Raw genomic sequence first — 23,821 nt, 5'->3', positions numbered from 1 at the left:
GGACTAAAACAAATGATAGCAACAACAAAATAATTATCATGGGCAAACCAACCGGATTCCTTGAATTTACCCGCAGCCTTCCCGGAAAGAGAAAACCTGAGGAACGCCTCCAGGATTATAAAGAATTTGTGGATCGTCTGCCAGACGAATCCCTCAACCAGCAGGCGGCACGCTGCATGAACTGCGGTGTTCCATTTTGTCATAATGGATGTCCACTGGGCAATATCATTCCCGAATTCAATGATGCGGTTTATCGTCAGAACTGGGAGGAAGCCTATGAGTTATTAAGTGCCACCAACAATTTTCCGGAGTTTACCGGAAGAATATGCCCTGCCCCCTGTGAAAGTGCCTGTGTATTGGGTATCAACCAGCCGCCCGTTACCATTGAAGAAATTGAAAAACACATTATTGAGATTGCTTTTGACAAGGGCTTTGTTCAACCCAGGGTTCCCAACCTGCGTTCGGGCAAAAAGATTGCTGTAGTGGGTTCAGGACCGGCCGGTTTAGCTGCCGCCGCTCAGTTAAATTATGCTGGGCACCAGGTAACAGTATTTGAAAGAGATGCTTCGCCGGGTGGTTTATTAAGATATGGCATTCCTGATTTCAAACTGGAAAAATGGGTGGTAGAAAGAAGGGTCCAGTTGATGGAGAAAGAAGGTGTAGTATTTAAATGCAATGCCCATGTGGGCGTAAACATAAGTATCAACGACCTGCTGAGGGAATTTCAGGCCATAGTACTGGCGGGAGGGTCCACCATCCCACGTAACCTCAATATACCGGGTAGAGAACTAAAAGGGGTTCATTTTGCGATGGACTTTTTGAAACAGCAAAACCAGCGGGTATCGAATGAACCTGTAACGGGAGAGGATATTTTTGCCACAGCTAAAAATGTAGTAGTAATTGGTGGCGGCGATACGGGAAGCGATTGTGTGGGCACATCGAACAGACAGGGTGCTTTCTCGGTAACCCAACTTGAGTTATTACCCAAACCTCCTGAACAAAGAACCATGCAGATGCCCTGGCCTACTTATCCAATGACACTTAAAACAACCTCTTCGCATGAAGAAGGTGCAGACAGGCAATGGGCAGTGGCTACCAAAGCATTTCTGGGTGATGAGGAAGGGTATTTAAAGGGCATACAGTTGGTTGACCTGAAATGGAAAGCCTCTACTGCTGAGAAAGCGGCAGGTTTTGAGGAGATCCCCGGTTCTGAAAGAGCGGTTTCCTGCGAACTGGCTTTACTGGCTATGGGATTTCTGCATCCGCAGCATGAGGGGCTCATCAATGAATTGGGAGTAGAACTGGATGAAAGAGGTAATATCAGGGCCGATGACAAGAAGTTTCAGACCAATATCCCTAAAATATTTACGGCTGGTGATATGAGAAGGGGGCAGTCGCTCGTGGTTTGGGCTATCAGTGAAGGCAGGGAATGTGCGAGAAAAGTAGATCAGTACCTGATGGGGTCATCTGTTCTGGAATCGAAGGACCAAAGCTATTTAGTAAATACATAGTATTTTTTATAATTTATTATTTTCAAAAGCCCATTCATTTACTTGGATGGGCTTTTTAGTACTGATAATCATATCATTAGTGCAGTTAAACCTCATTTTATTCAACTAAATAAAATGAATTACAAAATATAAAATGTTAATAAATGTTTAGATTTTAATAAAATATTTTAGTATTATTGAATTATAAATATTTATTAAAATATTTTTTAACATTAATCAAAAACCCTCGCATGAAAAAATTGACATTCCAGCAGGCGGCTCCTTTTATTGCCTTGTTAGCAGTTGCCGTTGCTGCCCTGTTCGTTCCTTCCCTCCCCAATTTTGCAGATGACGCGGGCGCTTACAGCGCAGCCGATATTACCTGGATCCTCGTGGCCACCGCCCTGGTATTCTTAATGACACCGGGACTGGCTTTCTTTTATGGTGGTATGGTTCATCGCAAAAACGTAATCTCTACCATGATTAAAAGTGTGGTAGCAACGGGTGTAGTGAGCATTCTATGGGTTTTTGTAGGGTATAGTCTCTGTTTTGGAGAATCAATCGGCGGATTTATTGGTAACCCTACTACCCATCTGTTTTTCAAGGGCATCAATTCCGGCGCTCCATGGAGTCTGGCACCCACCATCCCTATCACTTTATTCGCACTGTTTCAGCTCATGTTTGCCATCATTACGCCGGGTCTGGTTGTAGGCGCCGTGGCAGAACGTATTAAATTCACTTCTTACATTCTTTTTATAGCCCTGTTCAGCTTACTGGTTTACGCTCCAATAGCACACTGGACCTGGCATCCCGAAGGTTTCCTGTTTAAAATGGGCGCGCTCGATTTTGCCGGCGGTACCGTAGTTCACATTTCTGCCGGTTGTGCTGCATTGGCAGGTGCATTGGTTTTAAAACGCAGACAGACACATATGGAGCAAAAAGAAATTCCACCGGCCAATATCCCTTATGTTTTAATTGGTACAGGCTTGCTGTGGTTTGGCTGGTTTGGTTTCAATGCCGGCTCGGCTGTAGGCGCAGGTTCACTGGCTGTTTCTGCTTTTGCCACTACCAATACCGCTGCTGCCGCTGCCGGTTTATCCTGGATGTTCTTTGATGTACTCAGGGGCAAAAAACCATCTGTATTAGGTTTTTGTATCGGTGCTGTAGTGGGTCTTGTAGCCATTACCCCTGCCGCAGGTTTTGTAGCCATCCCTCAATCTATTTTCGTAGGTGTAATTGCCGCCATCGTTTCCAATATTGCTGTGTATTACAAATCAAAATCAAAGCTCGACGATACACTGGATGTATTCCCCTGTCATGGTATCGGTGGTATGGTGGGTATGTTACTCACGGGTATTTTTGCTACCAAAACCGTTAACAGCGCGGGTGCTGATGGTTTGTTCTACGGTAACTCTGCTTTCTTCTTTACGCAGTTGAAAGCGCTCGCCATCGTGGTAGCTTACAGTTTTGTGGTTTCTTTTGGCATTTTTAAATTCATCAATTTCATCCTGCCCATGCGCGTAAGCTCTGAAGATGAGCTGCTCGGTCTGGATGCTACCCAGCACAATGAAAAATATGTTCAGGGTACATTATTGGTAGAAAACAGTGGCGTTTTAAAAGAAAGCACCATCGCCGACTAATTGTTTAAGAAACAGGCTTCAGGACGCAAGACTCAAGAAAATCGATCCTGAACCCTGATTCTTGAACCCTGAAACTTGAACCCTGAATCTTGAATCTTGATCTCTTATTTCTTGCTTCTTATTAAAAAAGAAGGTACAGCCATATGATAAACCTCTGACCAGGTTTACCGGCTGTACCTATTTGTTAATCATAAAACCTTCTGCAATGTTAAAGAAAATTTCAGCCTTTTCATGCCTGCTTTTCAGCTTTCTTTTGCTGAATGCGCAATCTGATTCCACCAAAAAACCAACCACTACCTTTTCAGGATCCGTTGATGCTTATTATCGTTATGGTTTTTCTGATGCACCTGGTAAAACCAATAATTTCACCAGTTTTACCAATTCACAGAACTCTTTTGAACTGGGTATGGCTTCATTTAAAGTTGACCACACCATTGGTAAAGTAACGGCCACTGCCGATATCGGTTTTGGCCGCAGGGCACAGGAATTTTCCTACAATGATGTGGGTTCTCTGGCAGCCGTAAAACAGATGTACCTTACCTATGCAGCATCCGACAAGGTAAAATTCACCATGGGTAAATGGGCCACCCATGTGGGCTACGAACTGGTAGATGCACCGGGCAACAGAAACTACAGCATGTCTTACGGATTTTCTTATGGCCCTTTCTTTCATACCGGTATCAAAGCCGATATTTCACTGGGTGGCAAAAGTGCCATGATGGTAGGCGTTTCTAACCCAACCGATTATTCTACCACTACTTCTTCTGCCAAATTTTTCCTGGCACAGTTCAGCACAGCCAGCAATAATGATAAAGTAAAAGCTTACCTCAATTTTCAGGGCGGCTCCGGTATCACACAATATAACCTGGTGGTAATGGGCGCACTGGCCGACAAATGGGGTATAAACTATGATGGTAGTTTACAATCGTACAAAACAGGCGGCAGCTCTTCCAGCTGGAAAAGTCATGCCCTTTACCTCAATTACGATCCTACTCCTGCTGTTGGTTTTACACTCAGACAGGATTATTTCGACGATCGTAAACTTACGCCCATTGGTGTGGGCGGTAAAATATTTGCCACTACTTTATCAGCCAACCTGAAAGCCGATAACCTGACCATCATTCCGGAGTTCAGGATCGACAACTCTCAGCAGGCTGTATTCTTTAAAGGAGCTTCTTCTACCGGTACCAAAAGCTCAGCAGCTTTTATACTGGCAGCAGTTTATAAGTTTTAATGGTTGATTGATATTACATGAGGAAATCAAAGCCGGTGCTGATGCATCGGCTTTTTTCTTTAAGTTCGGTTTATGAATCTTCTGCTGAAAGCTGTTCAACTGCTGTATTGTGCCTATGCTTTTCTTTTGTTTGTGTTGATCATGCTTATCGTCTTTCCCTTTGTACTACTCGCCTTATCATTTGGTAAAATAACCGGAGGCAATATCATCTATAAAATATGCATGTTCTGGGCGAGCTGCTGGTACCGCCTTATTGGCATAAGACATGAAGAAATTTTCGAGTCGCCCCACGACAGCACCAGGCAATACATTTTTGTAGCCAACCATATTTCTTATATGGATATTCCCCCACTGGTACTGATTGCCCACCAGCCCATCCGCATACTGGGGAAATATGAAATGGTAAAGATTCCTGTCTTTGGCTGGATATACCGTGCAGCAGTTGTACTGGTTGACAGAAAAAATGCAGAAACCAGGTCTAAAAGTGTTCGTGCCCTCAAAGCAGCGCTCAAACAAGGCATCTCTATTTTTATTTTCCCCGAAGGAACATTCAATATCACCCCTGCCCCACTCAAAGATTTTTTCGACGGCGCTTTCCGTATTGCCATAGAAACAGAAACACCCATTAAACCTGTTTTACTGATCGACACTCTGGATCGTTTGCATTATAAAAGCATATTTTCATTAACACCCGGCAAGAACAGGGTCGTATATCTTGATGAAATACCTGTTACCGGTTTATCCGTAAAAGATATTCCGGCATTGAAACAACAGGTTTATAACACAATGGATGCCGGTCTGCGACGCTATCGCAACTATTCCGTGGCCTAAGCCGTATTTTTGATCAAATTGCCGAATCATTTGTTTGCAGAAATTATTATACCGCTTGCTTTACCCAAAAATTATACATGGGCGATACCCGAATCTTTTCGCGATGCGGTACAGCCGGGTATTCGTGTAGAAGTAATGCTGGGGGGAAGAAAAAAATATGCCGGCATCATCAAAAGAATTTTCGCAGAAAAACCGGAAGCATTCCATCCCAGAGATATCATCAATGTACTCGACCAGGAACCTATTCTGCATCCGGCACAATTAAAATTATGGGAGTGGGTGGCTGGTTATTATATGTGTAGTGAAGGAGAAGTAATGCAGGCTGCAGTACCCGCCAACCTCAAATTATCGAGCGAAAGTATTTTAATCTGGAACGAAGAAAGGTCTGTTAATTTCAGCGACCTATCCGACAATGAATACATCGTAGCAGAAGCACTGGAACTCAAAAAAGAACTACGCATCAGCGAAGTACAGGAGCTGCTCGATGTGATACAAGTGTACCCCGTTGTTAAAAAATTGATTGAAAAAGAAGTCTGTTATGTATGGGAAGAACTGAAAGAAAAATATACAGAGAAAAAACAAACTTATATAACATTACATCCCTCCTATAAAAATGAGGATCAGTTGGCTGACCTGTTAAACAACTGGGGCAAAGCACCTAAACAAATGGAACTCCTGCTGGCATTCTTACACCTGCAGAAAACAGAGGGTACTGTTATTCAACCCGAATTACTCAAAAAAGCCAATGCCAGTGCAGCCCAACTAAAAGGACTGCTCGATAAAAATATACTGATTGCGGAAAAAAGAAGTACCGATCGTATTCAACTCGGACAAAAAAGCAGTAACCTCAGTTTTACCCTCTCGCCTGCCCAGGAAACTGCTTTACAAGCTGTTCAAACTGTTTTTCAAAACCGGCAGGTTTGCCTCTTACACGGTGTAACGGCCAGTGGTAAAACACAGATTTATACCCAGCTCATTCAAGAGCAGTTAAACAAAGGCCAACAGGTATTATACATGTTACCTGAAATTGCGCTTACCGCACAGATCATTCGCAGGTTGCAGGAATATTTCGGCGGGCATATTGCCATTTATCATTCCAAATTCAATGCCAATGAGAGGGTGGAAATATGGAACAAGGTAAAGACAGGAGAAATAAAAATTGTATTGGGTGCGAGGTCGGCTTTATTCCTGCCTTTTAAAAACCTCTCGCTGATTATAGCCGATGAAGAACACGACAATTCTTACAAACAACAGGACCCCGCCCCCCGCTATCATGCAAGAGATGCGGCTGTTTATTATGCCGGTCTCTTTCAGGCTAAAGTTTTACTGGGCAGTGCTACACCCTCAATAGAAAGTTATTTTAACTGTGAGCAGGAAAAATATGGATTGGTTCGTTTAACAGAACGATACGGTAATGCGCAATTACCTTCCATTGAACTGGTTGACGTAAAAAAATACCAGCAAAAAGGAAAAATTGCTTTTACAGAACCTTTACTGGAAGCCATCAAACAATCACTGGAACAACAAAAGCAGGTTATTCTATTTCAGAACAGAAGAGGTTATGCACCTTACCAGGTATGCAATACCTGTGGCTGGATTCCTGAGTGCCAGAACTGCGACGTTACACTCACTTACCATAAATTCAAAAATAAACTCACCTGTCATTACTGTGGCACCCAATACCCTGTAATCAATACCTGTGCCGCCTGTGGCAGTCATGATTTTACCCAGAAGAATTTCGGAACAGAACAGATCGAAGAAATCCTGAATGAATATTTCCCCGATGCCAGGATTGCCCGAATGGATTATGATAGCGTGAAGGGTAAAAATGACCATGACGCACTGATCAAATTATTTGAACAAAAAAGACTGGATATACTGGTAGGTACACAAATGGTGGTAAAAGGACTCGATTTTGAGCATGTAAACCTCGTAGGTATTATTGATGCCGATGGTATATTGGGGTTTACAGATTTCCGTGTAAATGAGAAAGCATTTCAGCTCATGGAACAGGTGAGTGGCAGGGCCGGAAGAAAAGACGATCTGGGAAAAGTGCTGATACAGGTAAGCAATACCCTGCATCCTGTACTATCCTTCGTACAAAATCATGCGTATGATGCATTGTACCGGTATGAAATGGCAAACAGAAAAGAATTTGGCTACCCTCCTTTTACAAGAATCATTCAACTGGTATTCAGGCATAAGGAAAAGCATATTGCTGAAGAAGCGGCACATATTATGATGGGCGGGCTTTCTCCACATTTTGCTAAGGAAATCAGTGGACCTGCCCAACCTGTGATCGATAGAATCAGAAACCAATACCTTTGGGAACTATTGATTAAGTTGCCCAAAGACAGGCAACGTATTGGTCACTGTAAACACATGATCATGCAACAAACAGCCATTATTCATTCGAACAAACGATACAGTTCAGTCAGGGTTATTGTAAATGTTGATCCACTTTAAGGTTACGGAGAATAGATATGTATCATGCGACGCATTTTTTACCGGATTATTCATTAAAAGCTTATAACAGCTTTCAGTTTGATGTACGCGCCCGATTCTTTGCCGCTTTCCAGACAACTGAAATGATGCAGGAATTACTGGAGCAATACCAGTGGCTTCCTTATATGCCCATTCATATACTCGGTGGCGGAAGTAATATTTTATTTACAAGGGATGTAGACGGACTTGTACTTCGCAATGAACTCAATGGAATAGAGCTGGTAAATGAAGATGCAGATCATTATTACGTGAAAGCCATGGCTGGTGAAAACTGGCACCGGTTTGTTTGTTATTGTATTGAACAGGGTTATGCCGGTCTGGAGAACCTTAGTCTTATTCCGGGCAGCGTAGGTGCTTCCCCCATGCAAAATATCGGCGCTTATGGCGTAGAAATAAAAGATGTGTTTCATTCGCTGGAAGCCTGGCATATCAATGAAAAACACAAAGAAACTTTCTACCTCAAAGACTGTGAATTTGGTTACAGGGAAAGTGTTTTTAAAGAGAAATACAGAAATCGTTTTATCATTACCAGTGTTACCTACCGGCTCCGAAAACAACCCGTCTTCCAAACATCGTATGGAGCCATTACACAGGAGCTCGAGAAAATGGGAGTGACAGAACTGAGTAGTGCTGCCATTGCAAAAGCAGTAATAAATATCAGAAGATCAAAATTACCCGATCCCGAAGAATTGGGAAATGCCGGCAGCTTTTTTAAAAATCCCAGCATATCCATCAGTCATTTCGAAAGACTACATGAAGCATTTCCGGATATTGTAGGTTATCCGCTGAATGAATCAAAAATAAAACTGGCAGCCGGCTGGCTTATAGAACAATGTGGCTGGAAAGGATACCGCAAAGGTGATGCAGGCTGTCATGAAAAACAGGCGCTTGTATTGGTTAATTATGGCAATGCAACGGGTGGAGATATTTTTAGGCTGTCTACCGAAATCATTGAATCTGTTTACAAGAAATTTGGCGTCAGGTTAGACCGAGAAGTGAATCTTATCTGATCCTTTAAACAAACCCAAAAAATAAACCCCGGATGAAATCATCCGGGGTTTATTATAACTATTCGTTTCTATTAATAGTATTTCAGTTTCATCTCTACCCTTCTGTTCTGGGTACGTCCGGCAGCTGTTTTATTATCAGCAACAGGCTTAGAAGAACCAAAACCTTCTGATGTAAGTCTTCCTGCATCAATTCCTTTACTAACAATATAATCATGTACAGACTTGGCACGGTTTTGACTCAGTGGAATGTTTACTTTATCGGTTCCTGTATTATCTGTATGACCTTCAATATCGAGTTTAAGTGCAACATCTTCTTTCAGGATAGCTACCACTTCATCAAGTGCTTTGAATGATTTGGTCTGCAGTTTAGCACTTCCGGTTACAAAGAATACATTCTTCGCACTGGCCGCTACTTTCTTCACTACTTCTTCCTTCACGGCAGGACAACCATTGTTTTCTCTAACGCCTGGTACAGTAGGACATTTATCTTCTTCATCATTCACACCATCTTTATCTGTATCGGGAACAGGACAACCCTGGTAACGGGCCACGCCTGCTACGGTAGGACATTTGTCTTCTTCGTCATTGATACCATCTTTATCAGTATCAGGAACAGGGCAACCATCGTATTTAGATAAGCCTTTTACAGTTGGGCATTTGTCATTGTCGTCATTGATACCGTCACCATCTGTATCTGGAACAGGGCATCCATCGTATTTGGCAGTACCGGCAACAGTAGGACATTTGTCTTTGCTATCGAGTATACCATCACCATCTGTATCTTTTTCAACCACCACAACAGGAGCCGGTGGAGGCGTAACGATTACTGGCTCTTTTTTGTCTTTCAGTGGTGAAGCCAGACCAATAGAATAAGTAAGGTGATTTACAGCCAGGTTTGAAATAGCTGATCTGTGTACAAACTGTGTATGCAGAAAAGTTTCCTGACCGAGGTTAAACTGAAGACCCATACCTGCAGGTGCATACGCAGCAAAATAGGTACCGGTGTACATAGAAGCGCCCAACCCGAAACTCAGGTAAGGAACAACCACGTATTTATCACTCAACAATTTAATATTGGCAGCAGCATCCAGTTCCACCAAAAACTTGGCTGTAGTAGGTGCGGTTACACCGCTTCTGCGATAGAATGGATATTTTACATAAGAACCTGTAAGGGTTGCCTGAAAATCAACATACTCAGTCAAACCCTGAAAATACTGAACACTCAATCCTGGATCAAGTTGACTGAATGGGGTCCACTGTTTGTTTGAAATAACCGAAGAAATAGAACTCCTGCTGATGGCATCAGAGGTGTACATGTCTTTTAAAACAAAGTTGATACCAAGCGAGGGTCTTTTTTTATAGCTAACTGGCGCGTTTTGAGCGAATGCAGTCAAAACCAAACCACTGGCTATTAAAGAAAAAAGAAGTTTCTTCATAAACAGGTTTTTATTAATTGTCACAAAAATACAGGGTGAAACTGATTTTCCGAAAATTAAGATAACTTTAAGTTATTACGAACTTATACCCATCTATTTTTTTGTATATGGACTAAGCGGTTGTACCACTACTTTGGTCAACCCACTTTTTACAAAATCGAGCTCAATAGCCGCGGTTTTAGTGAGGTCTACTACTCTTCCCTTCTTCTTCATTTTATTGTGCATGCGGTCATTAATCAGCACTATTACGCTTTTGTTATTTCTCAGATTGGTTACCCTCACCAAGGTATTTAATTTGAAATGATTACTGGCAGCTGTCATTTTTGAATGACGGAAGATGGCACCTGTTGCTGTTTTACGACCTTCAAATTTTTTGCTGTAATAACTTGCCGTTCCCCTGATGGCTTTACCAATCATGGTAAAAGAATCAACCGAACTAAGGGTATCACCAATAATGATGAGGCTATCTTCTATAAGCCGGCTACTGTCGGTTTTAAGTAGAGGAATCGTATCGGCAGGGATCGTATCCCTGTATATGGGCATACCCATAGGTTCCAGCCTTGCCCCAGAGGGTAGCAGGAAAACGAGTAAGACGATCAGGTATACAATAGTTTTCATATTCTTCCTTTATCGCTGTCCCCAACACCTGAGGTAAAATAACTCATCTGTATCCTCAAATACAAATAAGAATATGCACAGCTTCTTATGCCCCCATTAACCAAACACCATGCCAAAAAGGGAAGAAAGTATAAACTACTGGTTTAAGTAATTGTTATAAACTATTGTTTACCAATAATTTAGAAACAAAACAAAACTAAGCTTAAAAAGAGGTTAGATCACCAGAAAGGCAAAAATTATCAGAGAAAGGGGCTTTTTAGTTGAGATGTTTATCCACTTTCTCTGAAGAAGTGATATCTGAACCCGAACGTACCTGAATTTGAACATTCAAAAGCCATTCAGTACAGTTTTTGGATAAAAGATATTGATTAATTTTATCAATAACATTCATAACTGACTTATAATCAGCATCTATACTGGTTGAGAATGGACCGACCTGGTATGACAAACCGGCCGATTTGATAATCTCAATTACTTCATCAATCCATTCATAAGGATGACGGCTCCCGGTCTGAATCGGTACCAGTTGAATGGCTGCACTGACAATAAAGGGGTGGTTCATGACAAAACAGGGTTTATCTCCACTACTGCATCCAGGTTAAGCGGACCATGAATATGCGGGAATACTTCATTAATTGAACCGGCAAGTTCAAAAATCAGGGGACGCTCTACTTTGCTTCTCTCTATTGTAAGCTTTACAAGACCTGTTTGACCTTTGTAATAACGATCCAACACCCCCGGCACTTGGTCCTCGGTACTACAATGTATAAACCCTTCTGTAGCCAGACTATCTGCCTCATAAGCCCCCAATTCTCTGGCTTTTTCCCACTGATCTTTTGTAGTAATATGATATATAAATTCTGATTGATTATTCATTCTAATTGTTTGTAAATTAAATATTTTATAAAGTTTTATTTATTTTTTGCTCCAATAGCATAAAGTCTGCAAGAACCATTGCTGTCACCGCTTCCAATACCACCGGAACACGTAAGGCAATACATAAATCATGTCGGCCTTTTACAGAGAAAGATTCAACCTGGCCACTGTCCCAATTCCAGGTTTGCTGTTCTTTAGGTGTAGATGAAGTGGGTTTTACCACCACCCTAAAAACAAGCTCATTCCCGTTTGTGATACCCCCAATAATACCGCCGGCATGATTGGTAGAAGTTTTACCCCCTGCATCTACCATCGGGTCATTGTGTTCTGTTCCAAACATCCTGGCTCCGGCAAAACCGGCACCAAACTCAATTCCCTTGATTGCCGGTATGGAAAACACAGCATGCGCCAGTACCGATTCAACAGAATCAAAAAAATGCTCCCCCAGCCCAACCGGCAACCCGCTGGTCCGGCATTCTACTATTCCACCAATACTGTCTTTCTGATCGATGGCTTTCTGTAAACCGGCTTCCAGGTCTTGCTCACCTCCTATTTCCAATATAGTAGATTGAACCTGAACCTGCGTTAATAGTTTCTTCGCTATTACACCCGCTGCAACAAGACAAACAGTAAGCCTGCCACTGAAATGGCCACCACCCCTGAAGTCTTCATAGCCGCCATATTTAGCATGCGCAGTAAAATCGGCATGGCCCGGGCGGGGTACCGATCTTTGTTTTTCATAATCACTGCTACGGGTATTCTTATTCTCAAAAAGGATGGTCAATGGTGCTCCGGTTGTTTTACCATTAAAAAGACCGGTTTTAAATATCGGTATATCATCCTCTTTTCTGGGTGTGGTTCCTTTCTGAACACCTCCCTTTCTTCTTTCCAGATCGGGCATAAATTCTTCAACAGCCAGTGGAAGTCCGGCCGGACAGCCATCAATCACCAGTCCAACACAATCGCCATGCGACTCGCCGAAGATATGTATCCTGAGTATGCGTCCGAATGAGTTCAAAATTGTAGATTTTAGGGGTTATGTGTTAGCTTTTAGCCATTAGGTTTGGGTTGATAGAAAGACTGGTACCCAATTGTTCGAGGTGCTTATAAAAATCGGGGTACGATTTATTAATGGCATCTGCCTCTTCAATCAGCACTTCGCCTTCTGCTTTTAATGCGGCAACAGCACAAGCCATGGCAATACGGTGGTCGTGTCGGGAATGAACGGTTGCTCCATTCACACCTGTTCCACCTTTTACCAGCATCAGGTCGCCCTGCAGCACTATTTCAATCCCCAATTTAGCAAACTCCTCCTGTAAAGTGAGTCCGCGGTCACTTTCCTTGTGCGATAAGCGGCTTACGCCCTCTATTACCGTAGTGCCCTCACAATAAGCTGCCAGCGCCACTAATGGCGGAAAGAGATCCGGACAGTCGGTCGCGTTAAAATGAAATGCTTTTAGGGGTAAGGGGGCTATTTCAATTTGTTTTTCCTGTACCGATAACCTGCATCCACAATCCATCAATGCCTGTAAAATGGCTTTATCGGCCTGGGTTGAAAACACATCAAGCCCTGTTACCGTAATACCTCCCGCAATGGCACCTGTTACCAGTAAAAATGCTGCTCCACTCCAGTCGCCTTCTACTGCATAGGTTAAAACCCCATTGTCTTGCGGCGACTTTCCGTGGAAATGAAATACGGCATAATTATCATGCGATACTTTCCAGCCAAAATCCTCCAATACTTTTAAAGTAAGATCAATATAGGGTTTACTTTTCAGGTCCTTCACACTGATCGATACATTATTGGCGCCTGCTGCTGCAAATGCCATCAGTAAGCCGGTTAAAAACTGTGAACTCAGGGAGCCGTCTACTTCAATATTGGCTGGTTGTAAGGGCCCCTGTATCTGCAAGGGTACTTTACCCGCATTAGATTGAACAGATACACCCAATTGCGGCAGTATTTCATCAAAGAAATGCATGGGGCGGGTTAGCAGGCTACCTGAACCATTAATGGTAAGGGCTTCTGCGCTTAAAGCTACAATCGGCGTAAACATTCTTATGCCCAAACCACTTTCACCACAGTTTATTTCTTTGTTCGCGGGTTGTATTCCATTTGATTGGATGAGCAGATCGCCATTCTCTTCAAAACGAATTGTTGCACCCAGTTTCTGTATCACATCCAATGCCGCAAGGTCATCATTGCTTTTACCGGGGTTTACAATACGGGTTTCTCCTTTACGCAATAAAGCACCTGCGCAGGCGCGCTGCATACTGCTTTTCCCGGCTGCTGCCCTGATGGTTCCACTAATGGCTGATGGCTGTATCCTTACCTGCATAACAAAACAATCTAAACTGCTGCTACTGCAGCAAAGAATTCATTAAAACTGTTTAAAAATTTCCTGAAGCTGTACAAACAGCAATGGCTGTACCACCCCCTTTCCTGTTTTCTCCAGCAGGATATAATGAATGCTCACACTGTCTTTTTTCTTATCCTTCTGTAATACTTTAAATGCTTTCTTCTTATCAAAATCAGCCAGCGTGGGTAAGCCATAACGACTCAACAAAGCCATTACTTCATCCGCTTCTTTAAAACCTTTCAGCTGTTCCGATATGATGGCTGCATAAGTCATCCCAACACTTATGGCCTGACCATGACTTAACTCGTACATATTTTCAATGGCATGTCCGAGTGTATGTCCGAAATTGAGCAGTTTGCGTTCACCCTGTTCAAATTCATCTTCCAGTACTACTTTGGTTTTAATCATGGCATTTCTCTCTACCAGTGCCGCCAGCAGTTTTTTATCTTTCTGATACTGCTTTATGGTGTGTTGCTGCAAGTTTTTAAACATGGCGGCATCTTTAATACAGGCATGTTTAATGATTTCTGCAAAACCGTTTTGCCATTCTGCCAAAGGCAGCGTCGAAAGCAAACTATAATCATAGAGTAGAAAAGAAGGTTGACGAATAAGGCCCACCATATTCTTATACACACCTACATCAATTCCGTTCTTTCCGCCAATCGATGCGTCCACCATTGCGAGTAAGCTGGTGGGAACAAATCCGAAATCAATACCACGCATATAAATACCGGCCACATACCCGGTGATGTCTGTAACCACACCTCCCCCAACACCTACCAGCACCGTTTTTCTGTCGGCTCCCAATGCTATCAACTGGTCAATCAGTACATCCACCGTCTGCTGCACTTTATAGGCTTCTCCGGGTTTCAATACAATGGTGTTCCAGCCTTTAAATTTCTTTTTATGGGCCGAAAAAACATGCTCGTCTGTAACCAGCACTGCTTTTTCTCTGCCTGCAATTTTTTCTAACTGATCAAATGAGGCATCGAAATAATATTGAACCGTTTTCGAAGAAAACTGAAAGCTTCTTTTTTTCATACACTATTGAATTCACTCAGGAATTCATGATCTTATTCTGGTGATTGATACTTTCCATATGCACCGCATCAAAATACTTGGTAATGAACTCGCGGCTCAGTCCCAGTTTATCGCCTTTGGCAAATGCCCTGTCGAGAATAGCGTTCCAGCGATTGGTTTGAAGGATGGTAATATTATTGTCTTTTTTGTACTGACCAATCTTATCTGCCACTTTCATTCTTTGTCCGAGCAATTGCAACAGTTCATCATCCAGTTGATTAATCTGTTGACGCATTTTCTCCATGGCTGCATGCAGTTCTTCTGAACTGATGTCTTCTTTCCGCCAGATGATGGAGCCAATCATTTCACCCAGTCTTTCCGGTGTTACCTGCTGCTTGGCATCACTCCATGCATTATCGGGGTCAATATGACTTTCAATAATCAAACCATCAAAATCGAGGTCAATGGCTTTTTGTGCCACGTCCATTAATATATCTCTTCGGCCACAGATATGTGAAGGGTCATTGATGAGCAACATACCCGGATTACGTCTTTTCATTTCAATGGCCAAGTGCCACATCGGTGCATTACGGTATTCGGTATTGCCATATGAGCTAAAGCCACGGTGAATTAACCCGATATCTTCAATACCTGCTTTGGCCACACGTTCTACGGCACCAATCCATAATTCGAGATCGGGGTTAATAGGGTTTTTAATCAGTACCGGTACTTTTACACCTTTCAGTGCATCGGCTACTTCCTGTACACTAAATGGGTTAACGGTTGTACGCGCACCGAGCCACAACACATCTACATCAAAATGCAAAGCATCTTCAACCTGTTTTCCGGTGGCTACTTCTACCGCAACCGGCAAACCCGATGCTTTCCTGGCTTGTTGCAACCAGGGCAAGCCCTTGGTGCCAATACCTTCAAAACTACCCGGTCTGGTACGCGGTTTCCAGATACCTGCACGCAGTATATCTACTTTACCTGTGGCTGCCAGCCTGGTGGCAGTCTGAATAACCTGTTCCTCAGTTTCTGCACTGCATGGACCTGAGATAATCAGCGGACGCTTCTGCAACAAAGCTTCCACCCCTGTTTTTTGTTCGATTGCTTGCTCCATAATATTAGATATATAATGTCAGATATCAGATGTCAGATGTATTGTTTGATCAAAATCAAATCTGACATCTGCCATCTGACATCTTAAAATTTACTGCTATTCTTCTCCTCTCCTCGGTTTTCTCCCTCCACCACTGTCTGCATCATTCATCCTGATTCTTCTGCCTTTGTAGTTCTTTCCATCTAATGCGCGGATCATCTGGTTGGCGGCTCCTTTTTCTATTTCAACCCAGCTATTCATATCCTTCATATCAATCTTACCCAGCACATCTTTTTTCAGATCGCTCATGTCTAATATGAACTGCAGAAAACTGGCTTTATAGAAACCATCTTTGGTACCAAGGTTTACAAATAAACGGCTGTATCCACCACCACGTTTATAGTCTTTACGGTTATCGCCTTTACCCACATCCCTGCGACGACCCTGATCGGCTGAATCGCTTTGTTCTCTTCTGTTTCTGTCACGGAAATTCAGGTCCTCCGCATTTTCATAATACTTGAGGAAGCGGTCAAATTCCATGGCTGCAACACGTTTCAATACATCTTCTTTGCTCACATCGGCAAATTTCTCAGCCAGCATCGGCACATAGGTTTCATAGTCGCCATGACTGATATCGGCCGACAGTAATTTCTCCATAAAATGGAAAAACTGTTTGCGGCATACATCTTTACCACTTGGTATATCGAGTTTATGAAACTTGGAATTATTGATTCTTTCGATCTGTTTAAACTTGTACATTTCTTTACTGTGTACAATAGAAATACAGATACCCACATTCCCCGCTCTTCCTGTTCTTCCGCTTCTGTGTGTGTAAACTTCCACATCATCGGGTAATTCGTAGTTAATTACGTGTGTTATGCCCTGCACATCAATACCACGCGCCGCCACATCGGTAGCAATCAGCAGTTGCAGGCTTTTATCCCTGAACTGACCCATTACTTTATCACGCTGCCCCTGTGTAAGGTCGCCATGTAAGGCATCAATATCATATCCTTCACGGGTAAGACGTTCGGAAATTTCCTGTGCATCGATTTTTGTTCTGGTAAAAATGATACCATAGATACCGGGATTAAAGTCGATGATTCTTTTCAGGGTTTCATACCTGTGTTGTGAACTGGTAACATAATATTGGTGATCAATACTTTTATTAGCCGTGTTCACTTTGCCCACCGTTACCTCAGCAGGCTCTTTCATGTAACGCTTGCTCACTTTCCTGATCTCCGGTGGCATGGTGGCACTGAATAACCAGGTGCTTTCGCGTTGTGGTGTGTTTTTCAGGATGAATTCAATATCGTCCTGAAAACCCATGTTCAGCATTTCATCTGCTTCATCGAGTACCACATACTTTATTTCTTCGAGGTTAATCGCTTTTCTTTCGATCAGATCGATTAATCGGCCCGGTGTGGCCACTACAATCTGTGTACCTCTTTTCAGGTCACGGATCTGTAATCCAATAGATGCCCCTCCATAAACTGCTACTACCGAAACACCGGTCATATATTTTTTAAACAGTTCAATCTCTTTTACGATCTGTAAACAGAGTTCACGGGTTGGACATACCACCAATGCCTGGGGATGTTTTGCTTTTGCGTCGATCACATGTAAGAGTGGTAAACCAAAAGCAGCCGTTTTACCTGTTCCAGTTTGAGCCAGACCAATAAAGTCTTTTGTACCACTCAACAGAATGGGTATTGCCTGTTCCTGAATCTCGGTTGGGTTCACATATCCCAACTCATCGGTTGCCTGTACCAGTCTCGCATCAATTCCTAACGCGTCAAATGTCGTCATGTATAAAAATTTTTGCAAAGTTACCCATTATCAGGGGCTTTGCGGGTTTTATTTGGGGGTTACTGGTCCATAGTCAATAGTCAATAGCCCGTGGAAAAATACAAACCTCTACCATAGACTATGTACCATGAACTACCCCTTATTTCAATATTCTCTTAATCCCGTTCGCATGCTCAATCAGTTCCTGCAGATAGTCGTAATTCTCTTTCTCCAGACAGGCTTTAAACTTGCGGAGCTGGGCAATATGTTCATTGAGCACATCCAGCACATTATCCCGGTTTTGCATGAAAATAGGTACCCACATGGCCGGGTTACTCTTGGCCAGCCTTACCGTACTTTCAAAACCACCACTGGCCAGTTCAAAAATGGCGTCTTCTTCTCTTTCTTTCTCCAATACCGTATTGGCCAGGGCAAATGATGTGATATGTGAAATATGACTCACATACGCCACATGCACATCATGGTCATCGGCCCGCATATACAGCAGGTGCATACCTAATGTTTTGTAGATATTTTCAACCAGCTCCACTGCATCAGCATCGCTCTCCTCCTTTGAACAGATCACCGTTGCCTTATCAGCAAAAGCTGTTTTTACTGCTGCATCCGGACCACTGTATTCAGTACCCCACATGGGGTGTGTGGCTACAAATCTCCCACGTTTAGGGTGTTGGGCCACAGATTCACAGATTACTTTTTTAGTAGAGCCTACATCCATGACTACCTGTTTATCAACCTGATCGAGAATGGCAGGCAACATAGCTTCAGCAGCATTGATGGGTATGGCCAATACAATCAAATCCGATTGCTGCACTGCTTCCGGCAATGAAGTAATCTCATCCACCAAACCCAGTTCCAGTGCACGCCTGGCATGGGCTTCATTTTGTTCCACGCCGGTTACATGAGTCACTAAGCCCCTGGCTCGCAAAGTGAGCGATAATGATCCACCGATTAATCCCGTTCCTATAATGGCAACTCTCATGTTGTAAGGCTTGTTTTGATACGACGAATGGCTTCTTCAAATTTCTCCACGCTTCCGCAAAGACTCACCCTGATATATTCTTTTCCTGCATCACCAAAAATACCGCCGGGTGTAATAAATACAGATGCCCCGTATAATATTTCATCACTCAATGCAAAACCATCGGCATAGTTTCCGGGTATTTTGGCCCATACAAACATGCCTACCTGATCTTTAGAAAAATTACAGTTGAGTAATTGCAAGAGTTCAAATACTTTTTCTCTTCTTCTGGCATATACACTATTCACACTGTCGTACCATTCTTTACCCAGTTCCAGCGCTTTTGCAGCTGCCAGTTGTACGGGCAGAAACATACCACTGTCCATATTACTTTTAAAACGTAACACCTCATCAATACGTTCTTTCGATGCGCTTAACATGCCTACTCTCCATCCTGCCATATTCGAACTTTTACTCAATGAGTTCAGTTCCAGCACCACTTCTTTGGCACCAGCCACACTTAATAAACTCACCGGCTTTTCATTGAGAATAAAACTGTATGGATTGTCGTGACAGATTAATATGTTATGTGCTTTTGCAAATGCAATCAGTGCTGCAAAAAATGAAGTAGAAGGCAATTGTCCGGTTGGCATATGCGGATAATTCACCCACATGAGTTTTACTTTAGAAAGGTCTGTTTTTGCCAATGCTTCCAGATCGGGTTGCCAGTTATTGTCGGCACTCAATGTATAACTCACCGGTGTGCCACCCGCTAATTTCACCGCACTGCTGTAAGTAGGATAACCCGGATTGGGTATCAATGCCTGATCTCCTTCATCGAGATAAGTCATACAGATATGCATGATGCCTTCCTTACTTCCTATCAACGGCAGTATTTCTGTTTCGGGATCCAGTTCAACCGAATACCATTGTTTATACCAGTTGCTCACCGCTTTACGCAATACAGGCGATCCTTTATAAGACTGATAAGCATGTACATTGGGTTGCGCCGCTGTTTCCTGCAATACGCGAATCACATCGGGATGTGGTGGCAGGTCGGGACTACCAATACCTAAATTGATGATATCTTTTCCCTGTTTATTGAGTGCATCTATTTCACGCAGTTTCTGAGAGAAATAGTATTCTCCAATGCCTTCCAGTCTTGCTGCTGTTTTAATCTGCATAGCTTATCCTTTTACAATTTTTCCACGCTGGTATATCCCGAATATTTTTACGTTATTGGTCAGTGTTGAAAGTGAGGCAAGTACCTGCTCCAGTTGCTTTCGCTGTTCAAATTCCATATCGGCATAAAATCCATATTTGAAATGACTACCGGGTATGGGCATACTCTGTAGTTTACTCAGGTTAATACCGCCTGCTGCAATGGTGGTGAGTGCCTGCGACAAAGCCCCTTTTGCATGATTGGTCTGAAAATAAACAGATGCTTTATTGGCTTTGGTATCTTCTTTTGCATCGGTACTGCGTTTCAATACCAGGAAACGGGTAACATTGTTTTTCATGGTATGTATATCCGGACCAATAATATCCAGTTTAAATAATTCTGCTGCCAGTTTGCTGGCGATGGCTGCCGTATGTTTACTTCTGTGCTGGTGAAGCAGCTTGGCACTGAGTGCGGTGTCTTCTGTTTCCACCAGTTTCCATGGGTATTTCTCCAGGTAATCGAGACATTGTAAAATAGCCATGGGGTGACTATGTACTTCCCTGATATCTTCCAGTTTTACGCCCGGATTCACCAAGAGGTTCTGGCTGATAGAGAGGTATACTTCCCCTACTACTTTGAGTCTGCTTTTCTGCAGGAGGTTATAATTAGGGAGGATGCTTCCTGCAATAGAATTTTCTATTGCCATAATACCACCTGCCGATTGTTGTGCATCACCCGCAATCTGAATCAGGTCGCGGAAATTGGCGCAGGGAATTACTTTTACCTGTTTCCCAAAAAAAGACCGCGCCGCCACCTGGTGAAAACTCCCTTCATACCCCTGAATGGCAATGCCTCCGGCTGTAAGCTTGCTTACTTGCTCCCTTGCTTCTTGTTTATTTTTTTCTTTCCCCATCATTTTCTTATTTCTTATTTTTCTTGTCCCTTGTCTCCTGTCTCCTGTTTCTTGCTCCTTGTTTCTTGTCTCCTGTTTCTTGTCTCCTGCTTCTTGCTCCTTGTTTCTTGTCTCCTGTTTCTTCTTCCTTGCTCCTTCTTTCTTCCTGTCACGCAAAAAAAATCCCGACCAATTGGGCCGGGACTGTATGTTTAGTATTTTCTATCAGTTAAGCTTTAGCAAATACAACCCGGCTTCTTTGGTTAAAGAAGTAATAAAAGAAAAAATAAAATCGGGTATTGTTTGTAAATGCGTTCATTGGATCAAATATAGAACAGTAAAAGACATCAACCATCAATCCATTAAAAAAAATTATACTAACAAACCTTAGTTTCCTCCTCGCACCCCTCAAATAAAGGCCACTTCGTAACAAATCAGTAACCCATCTTTCGGACCCCGGACTTTCTGACTTCTATGTAGAGGGACTTCCGATCTGGAGATCGGAATGTGACAAAAAAAAGCCCCTCCGTGGAAACGGAGCGGCCTCTAACGATTGCTTGCCATATGAAAAACTCTTTCGGAACCACTTCTGCCGGCAAGCAGGCCATCTCAATATCAATCAGACCCGGCGGTTCCGCTTTTAATTACTTAGCAGCAGCTGTAGTATCAGCAGCAGCAGCAGTTGTATCTGCAGCAGGAGCAGCAGTTGTGTCGGTAGTTACAGTAGCAGCGGCAGTATCAGCAGCAGCTTCTTTGTTTTCACCTGAATTACAAGCAGCAAATGCGCCCAGCGCCAGAACGAATAATAATTTTTTCATTGTGTGGTTTTTTTGAGTGATTTTAAGGTTAATACCCACTTATAATAAAAGGTAACCCGACCCACCCGGTTTTTTTTTGAAAAAAGTTTTCGCTGTATTTTGGGTTACTTTTATCACCCACAACGTATTAAAAGAGCATTAGTGAAAGCCGATAGCAACGAACAAGCATTATTGAAAGGACTGGCTAACAACGATTCCAGGGCTATTGAAACCATCTACAAGGATAATTTCAATACCATACAGGCTTTTATAGTAAACAACAATGGCTCTTACGACGACGCCAGGGATATTTTTCAGGAAGCCATGATTGCGCTATATGAAAAAGCACAAAGCGAATCATTTGTCTTAACCTGTCAAATTAAAACCTATGTATATTCCATATGCAGGCGTTTATGGCTTAAAAGATTACAACAGCTGGGAAAGTATACTAATCAGGTGGACAGCCTGGAAGAGACTATCCCGGTGGAGGAAGACCTCGACAACCATGAAAAGCGCAATGCCGCTTTCGCCATCATGGACCGGGCAATGAATAGTCTGGGTGAACCCTGTAAAAGTTTACTCGAAGGCTATTACCTCAAAAAACTGGGAATGCAGGAACTGGCAGACGAATTTGGTTATACCAATGCCGATAATGCCAAGAACCAAAAATATAAATGTTTGATGCGCCTGAAGAAACTATTCTTTGCGCAATATAATATCGGAGAGTAAGTACCATGGATGATATTTTATTACTAGAAGCCATCGAAAGATACCTCAGCGACGACATGAGCGCTGAAGAGCGTACCTATTTTGAGAACCTTCGCAAGAATACGCCTGAAATAGACCAGATGGTAGTGGAGCATAATATGTTTCTGCACCAGATAGGTATGTATGCGGCTCACCGCAACCTGCGTCATGGTTTACATGAGGCACACCAGCATTTACTCGAGAAAGGCGATATTAATGAAGGCGCTGAAATAAGCACCCGTGGCCGTGTTATACAATTATGGCATAAATACAAACGTGTAACAGCTATTGCAGCGGGTGTGGGTGGTGTTATTGCCCTCTTCATCAGTGGAATGGTCATGTATTTTGCCCCGGTTGTAAATGGCAGTCAGTTACAGCAACTGAGTAATGATATTGCTGCTATTAAAAAGAAACAGCAGGTACAGGGCAACCTCCTCAATGAAGTAAAAAGCAAATTACCCGAAGGCGTTCGTTTTATCAGTGGTGGTTCAGGATTTCTGATCGATCCAAAAGGATTTATCATCACCAACGCCCACGTATTAAAAGGTTCAGGTGCCATTGTAGTCAATAATAAAGGACAGGAATTCAAAGCCGATATCGTTCATATAGATCAGGAAAAAGATCTGGCCATCCTTAAAATAACCGACGAAGAATTTATTCCCCGTAAAAACCTGCCCTACGGTATCCGTAAAACAGGTTCCGATCTGGGTGAAGAAATTTATACCCTTGGTTATCCACGTAATGAAATTGTGTATGGTATGGGTTACCTGAGCGCCAGAAGTGGTTTCGACGGCGACTCACTTTCCTACCAGTTACAAATGAGTGCCAACCCCGGTAATTCAGGCGCACCTGTATTAAATAATAATGGAGAGATCATCGGCGTACTCAGTACCCGTCAGTCTTCTGCAGAAGGTGTGGTATTTGCGGTGAAATCAAGAAATATCTTCCGTCTGGTAGATGCCTTTAAAAAAGCAGATACCGCAGCAGAAAAAATTAAACTGCCCTCCAAATCAAATCTCAGAGGCACACAACGCAAGCAACAGATTGCGGAAGTAGAGGATTGTGTGTTTTATGTAAAAGCATTTGCGAAGTAGATTTTTTGATGGCAGATGTCAGATTTTTTGCAGTAGTCCTTCTATTCAAATCTGACATCTGCCATCTGACATCAAAAAATTCCCTCTACAGTTGGTTTGGTTTGAATCGTCCGTAAATAAGTTGACAGATTAAAAAATAGTCCCGGTTGCCTCAGGTAGCCGGGATTTTTGTTTGATAGACCTGCTCTGGTGTTTTCATATTTAGCGCCAAGTGAGGTCGTTTATGATTGTATAAAAATATAG

21 protein-coding genes are annotated in these 23,821 nt (G+C 42.8%); 8 read left to right on the top strand and 13 right to left on the bottom strand.

The features are described 5' to 3' along the window. Positions 1–38 precede the first annotated feature (38 nt). From KXJ59_RS10970 to murB, 6 genes are all read left to right on the top strand, one after another. Complete coding sequence (locus KXJ59_RS10970; protein ID WP_295204537.1) at positions 39–1,511, top strand: glutamate synthase subunit beta; 1,473 nt, start codon at positions 39–41, stop codon at positions 1,509–1,511. A 230-nt stretch (positions 1,512–1,741) separates the two neighbouring features. Beyond that, positions 1,742–3,130, top strand: a complete 1,389-nt coding sequence (locus KXJ59_RS10965) for an ammonium transporter (protein WP_295204535.1) — start codon at positions 1,742–1,744, stop codon at positions 3,128–3,130. Positions 3,131–3,335: 205 nt separating this feature from the next. After that, positions 3,336–4,364, top strand: a complete 1,029-nt coding sequence (locus tag KXJ59_RS10960) for an outer membrane beta-barrel protein (protein ID WP_295204534.1) — start codon at positions 3,336–3,338, stop codon at positions 4,362–4,364. A 72-nt stretch (positions 4,365–4,436) separates the two neighbouring features. Beyond that, the gene (locus tag KXJ59_RS10955; RefSeq protein WP_295204532.1) at positions 4,437–5,195 is read left to right on the top strand and encodes a lysophospholipid acyltransferase family protein; all 759 of its coding nucleotides are present in this window, start codon (positions 4,437–4,439) and stop codon (positions 5,193–5,195) included. A 9-nt stretch (positions 5,196–5,204) separates the two neighbouring features. Continuing rightward, on the top strand, positions 5,205–7,661 hold the full coding sequence (priA, locus tag KXJ59_RS10950; protein ID WP_295204530.1) for a primosomal protein N': 2,457 nt from the start codon (positions 5,205–5,207) through the stop codon (positions 7,659–7,661). A gap of 17 nt (positions 7,662–7,678) precedes the next feature. Continuing rightward, positions 7,679–8,710, top strand: coding sequence for a UDP-N-acetylmuramate dehydrogenase (murB, locus tag KXJ59_RS10945; RefSeq protein WP_295204528.1), 1,032 nt, complete (start codon positions 7,679–7,681; stop codon positions 8,708–8,710). 71 nt (positions 8,711–8,781) lie between these two features. Here murB and KXJ59_RS10940 read toward each other — a convergent pair whose 3' ends face one another. The 13 genes from KXJ59_RS10940 to KXJ59_RS10880 all read right to left on the bottom strand — a co-directional run bounded on the left by KXJ59_RS10940 (position 8,782) and on the right by KXJ59_RS10880 (position 21,758). After that, positions 8,782–10,146, bottom strand: a complete 1,365-nt coding sequence (locus KXJ59_RS10940) for an OmpA family protein (RefSeq protein WP_295204526.1) — start codon at positions 10,144–10,146, stop codon at positions 8,782–8,784. Positions 10,147–10,239: 93 nt separating this feature from the next. Then, entirely contained in the window at positions 10,240–10,764 is a 525-nt protein-coding gene (locus KXJ59_RS10935) for a septal ring lytic transglycosylase RlpA family protein (protein ID WP_295204524.1), read from the bottom strand. Positions 10,765–11,020: 256 nt separating this feature from the next. After that, positions 11,021–11,326 carry a thiamine-binding protein gene (locus tag KXJ59_RS10930; RefSeq protein WP_295204522.1) on the bottom strand — a complete coding sequence of 102 codons (306 nt, stop codon included), beginning with the start codon at positions 11,324–11,326 and terminating at the stop codon, positions 11,021–11,023. Continuing rightward, on the bottom strand, positions 11,323–11,640 hold the full coding sequence (locus KXJ59_RS10925; RefSeq protein ID WP_295204520.1) for a DUF952 domain-containing protein: 318 nt from the start codon (positions 11,638–11,640) through the stop codon (positions 11,323–11,325). Before KXJ59_RS10925 ends, KXJ59_RS10930 begins: the two co-directional genes overlap by 4 nt. Positions 11,641–11,665: 25 nt before the next feature. Next, positions 11,666–12,658, bottom strand: a complete 993-nt coding sequence (locus KXJ59_RS10920; protein WP_295204518.1) for a chorismate synthase — start codon at positions 12,656–12,658, stop codon at positions 11,666–11,668. A gap of 25 nt (positions 12,659–12,683) precedes the next feature. Further along, positions 12,684–13,976, bottom strand: coding sequence for a 3-phosphoshikimate 1-carboxyvinyltransferase (gene aroA / locus KXJ59_RS10915; RefSeq protein WP_295204516.1), 1,293 nt, complete (start codon positions 13,974–13,976; stop codon positions 12,684–12,686). A 42-nt stretch (positions 13,977–14,018) separates the two neighbouring features. Next, positions 14,019–15,038: a 3-dehydroquinate synthase gene (gene aroB, locus KXJ59_RS10910; RefSeq protein WP_295204514.1), complete on the bottom strand. Its 1,020-nt coding sequence runs from the start codon at positions 15,036–15,038 to the stop codon at positions 14,019–14,021. Between the two features lie 16 nt (positions 15,039–15,054). Then, positions 15,055–16,140, bottom strand: a complete 1,086-nt coding sequence (locus KXJ59_RS10905) for a chorismate mutase (RefSeq protein WP_295204512.1) — start codon at positions 16,138–16,140, stop codon at positions 15,055–15,057. Positions 16,141–16,236: 96 nt separating this feature from the next. Further along, positions 16,237–17,928: a DEAD/DEAH box helicase gene (locus KXJ59_RS10900; RefSeq protein ID WP_295204510.1), complete on the bottom strand. Its 1,692-nt coding sequence runs from the start codon at positions 17,926–17,928 to the stop codon at positions 16,237–16,239. Positions 17,929–18,067: 139 nt separating this feature from the next. Next, positions 18,068–18,907, bottom strand: a complete 840-nt coding sequence (locus KXJ59_RS10895; RefSeq protein ID WP_295204508.1) for a prephenate dehydrogenase — start codon at positions 18,905–18,907, stop codon at positions 18,068–18,070. Next, positions 18,904–20,070 carry an aminotransferase class I/II-fold pyridoxal phosphate-dependent enzyme gene (locus KXJ59_RS10890; RefSeq protein ID WP_295204506.1) on the bottom strand — a complete coding sequence of 389 codons (1,167 nt, stop codon included), beginning with the start codon at positions 20,068–20,070 and terminating at the stop codon, positions 18,904–18,906. The genes KXJ59_RS10895 and KXJ59_RS10890 overlap by 4 nt, the downstream gene beginning before the upstream one ends. Before the next feature lie 3 nt (positions 20,071–20,073). Further along, on the bottom strand, positions 20,074–21,117 hold the full coding sequence (locus KXJ59_RS10885) for a prephenate dehydratase (RefSeq protein ID WP_295204505.1): 1,044 nt from the start codon (positions 21,115–21,117) through the stop codon (positions 20,074–20,076). Between the two features lie 467 nt (positions 21,118–21,584). Next, a complete protein-coding gene (locus tag KXJ59_RS10880; RefSeq protein ID WP_295204503.1) occupies positions 21,585–21,758 on the bottom strand; it encodes a hypothetical protein in 174 nt (57 codons plus the stop codon). 141 nt (positions 21,759–21,899) lie between these two features. Here KXJ59_RS10880 and KXJ59_RS10875 point away from each other — a divergent pair, with 141 nt between their 5' ends. Both KXJ59_RS10875 and KXJ59_RS10870 read left to right on the top strand, forming a co-directional pair. Next, complete coding sequence (locus tag KXJ59_RS10875) at positions 21,900–22,466, top strand: sigma-70 family RNA polymerase sigma factor (protein WP_295204500.1); 567 nt, start codon at positions 21,900–21,902, stop codon at positions 22,464–22,466. A gap of 5 nt (positions 22,467–22,471) precedes the next feature. Then, positions 22,472–23,578 carry a serine protease gene (locus tag KXJ59_RS10870; protein ID WP_295204498.1) on the top strand — a complete coding sequence of 369 codons (1,107 nt, stop codon included), beginning with the start codon at positions 22,472–22,474 and terminating at the stop codon, positions 23,576–23,578. Positions 23,579–23,821: the final 243 nt, after the last annotated feature.

It is taken from the genome of Sediminibacterium sp. (assembly GCF_019264485.1).
In the GTDB taxonomy this organism is placed as follows: Bacteria; Bacteroidota; Bacteroidia; order Chitinophagales; family Chitinophagaceae; genus Sediminibacterium.
This window is presented reverse-complemented; position numbering and strand designations above follow the sequence as displayed.

Coding starts and splice junctions, on each gene's coding strand:
- KXJ59_RS10935 (WP_295204524.1), bottom strand. CDS start 10,764: ATGAAAACTATTGTATACCTGATCGTCTTACTCGTTTTCCTGCTACCC.
- KXJ59_RS10870 (WP_295204498.1), top strand. CDS start 22,472: ATGGATGATATTTTATTACTAGAAGCCATCGAAAGATACCTCAGCGAC.
- aroB (WP_295204514.1), bottom strand. CDS start 15,038: ATGAAAAAAAGAAGCTTTCAGTTTTCTTCGAAAACGGTTCAATATTAT.
- KXJ59_RS10965 (WP_295204535.1), top strand. CDS start 1,742: ATGAAAAAATTGACATTCCAGCAGGCGGCTCCTTTTATTGCCTTGTTA.
- murB (WP_295204528.1), top strand. CDS start 7,679: ATGTATCATGCGACGCATTTTTTACCGGATTATTCATTAAAAGCTTAT.
- KXJ59_RS10900 (WP_295204510.1), bottom strand. CDS start 17,928: ATGACGACATTTGACGCGTTAGGAATTGATGCGAGACTGGTACAGGCA.
- KXJ59_RS10960 (WP_295204534.1), top strand. CDS start 3,336: ATGTTAAAGAAAATTTCAGCCTTTTCATGCCTGCTTTTCAGCTTTCTT.
- KXJ59_RS10895 (WP_295204508.1), bottom strand. CDS start 18,907: ATGAGAGTTGCCATTATAGGAACGGGATTAATCGGTGGATCATTATCG.
- KXJ59_RS10940 (WP_295204526.1), bottom strand. CDS start 10,146: ATGAAGAAACTTCTTTTTTCTTTAATAGCCAGTGGTTTGGTTTTGACT.
- KXJ59_RS10880 (WP_295204503.1), bottom strand. CDS start 21,758: ATGAAAAAATTATTATTCGTTCTGGCGCTGGGCGCATTTGCTGCTTGT.
- aroA (WP_295204516.1), bottom strand. CDS start 13,976: ATGCAGGTAAGGATACAGCCATCAGCCATTAGTGGAACCATCAGGGCA.
- KXJ59_RS10905 (WP_295204512.1), bottom strand. CDS start 16,140: ATGGAGCAAGCAATCGAACAAAAAACAGGGGTGGAAGCTTTGTTGCAG.
- KXJ59_RS10970 (WP_295204537.1), top strand. CDS start 39: ATGGGCAAACCAACCGGATTCCTTGAATTTACCCGCAGCCTTCCCGGA.
- KXJ59_RS10930 (WP_295204522.1), bottom strand. CDS start 11,326: ATGAACCACCCCTTTATTGTCAGTGCAGCCATTCAACTGGTACCGATT.
- KXJ59_RS10925 (WP_295204520.1), bottom strand. CDS start 11,640: ATGAATAATCAATCAGAATTTATATATCATATTACTACAAAAGATCAG.
- KXJ59_RS10955 (WP_295204532.1), top strand. CDS start 4,437: ATGAATCTTCTGCTGAAAGCTGTTCAACTGCTGTATTGTGCCTATGCT.
- KXJ59_RS10890 (WP_295204506.1), bottom strand. CDS start 20,070: ATGCAGATTAAAACAGCAGCAAGACTGGAAGGCATTGGAGAATACTAT.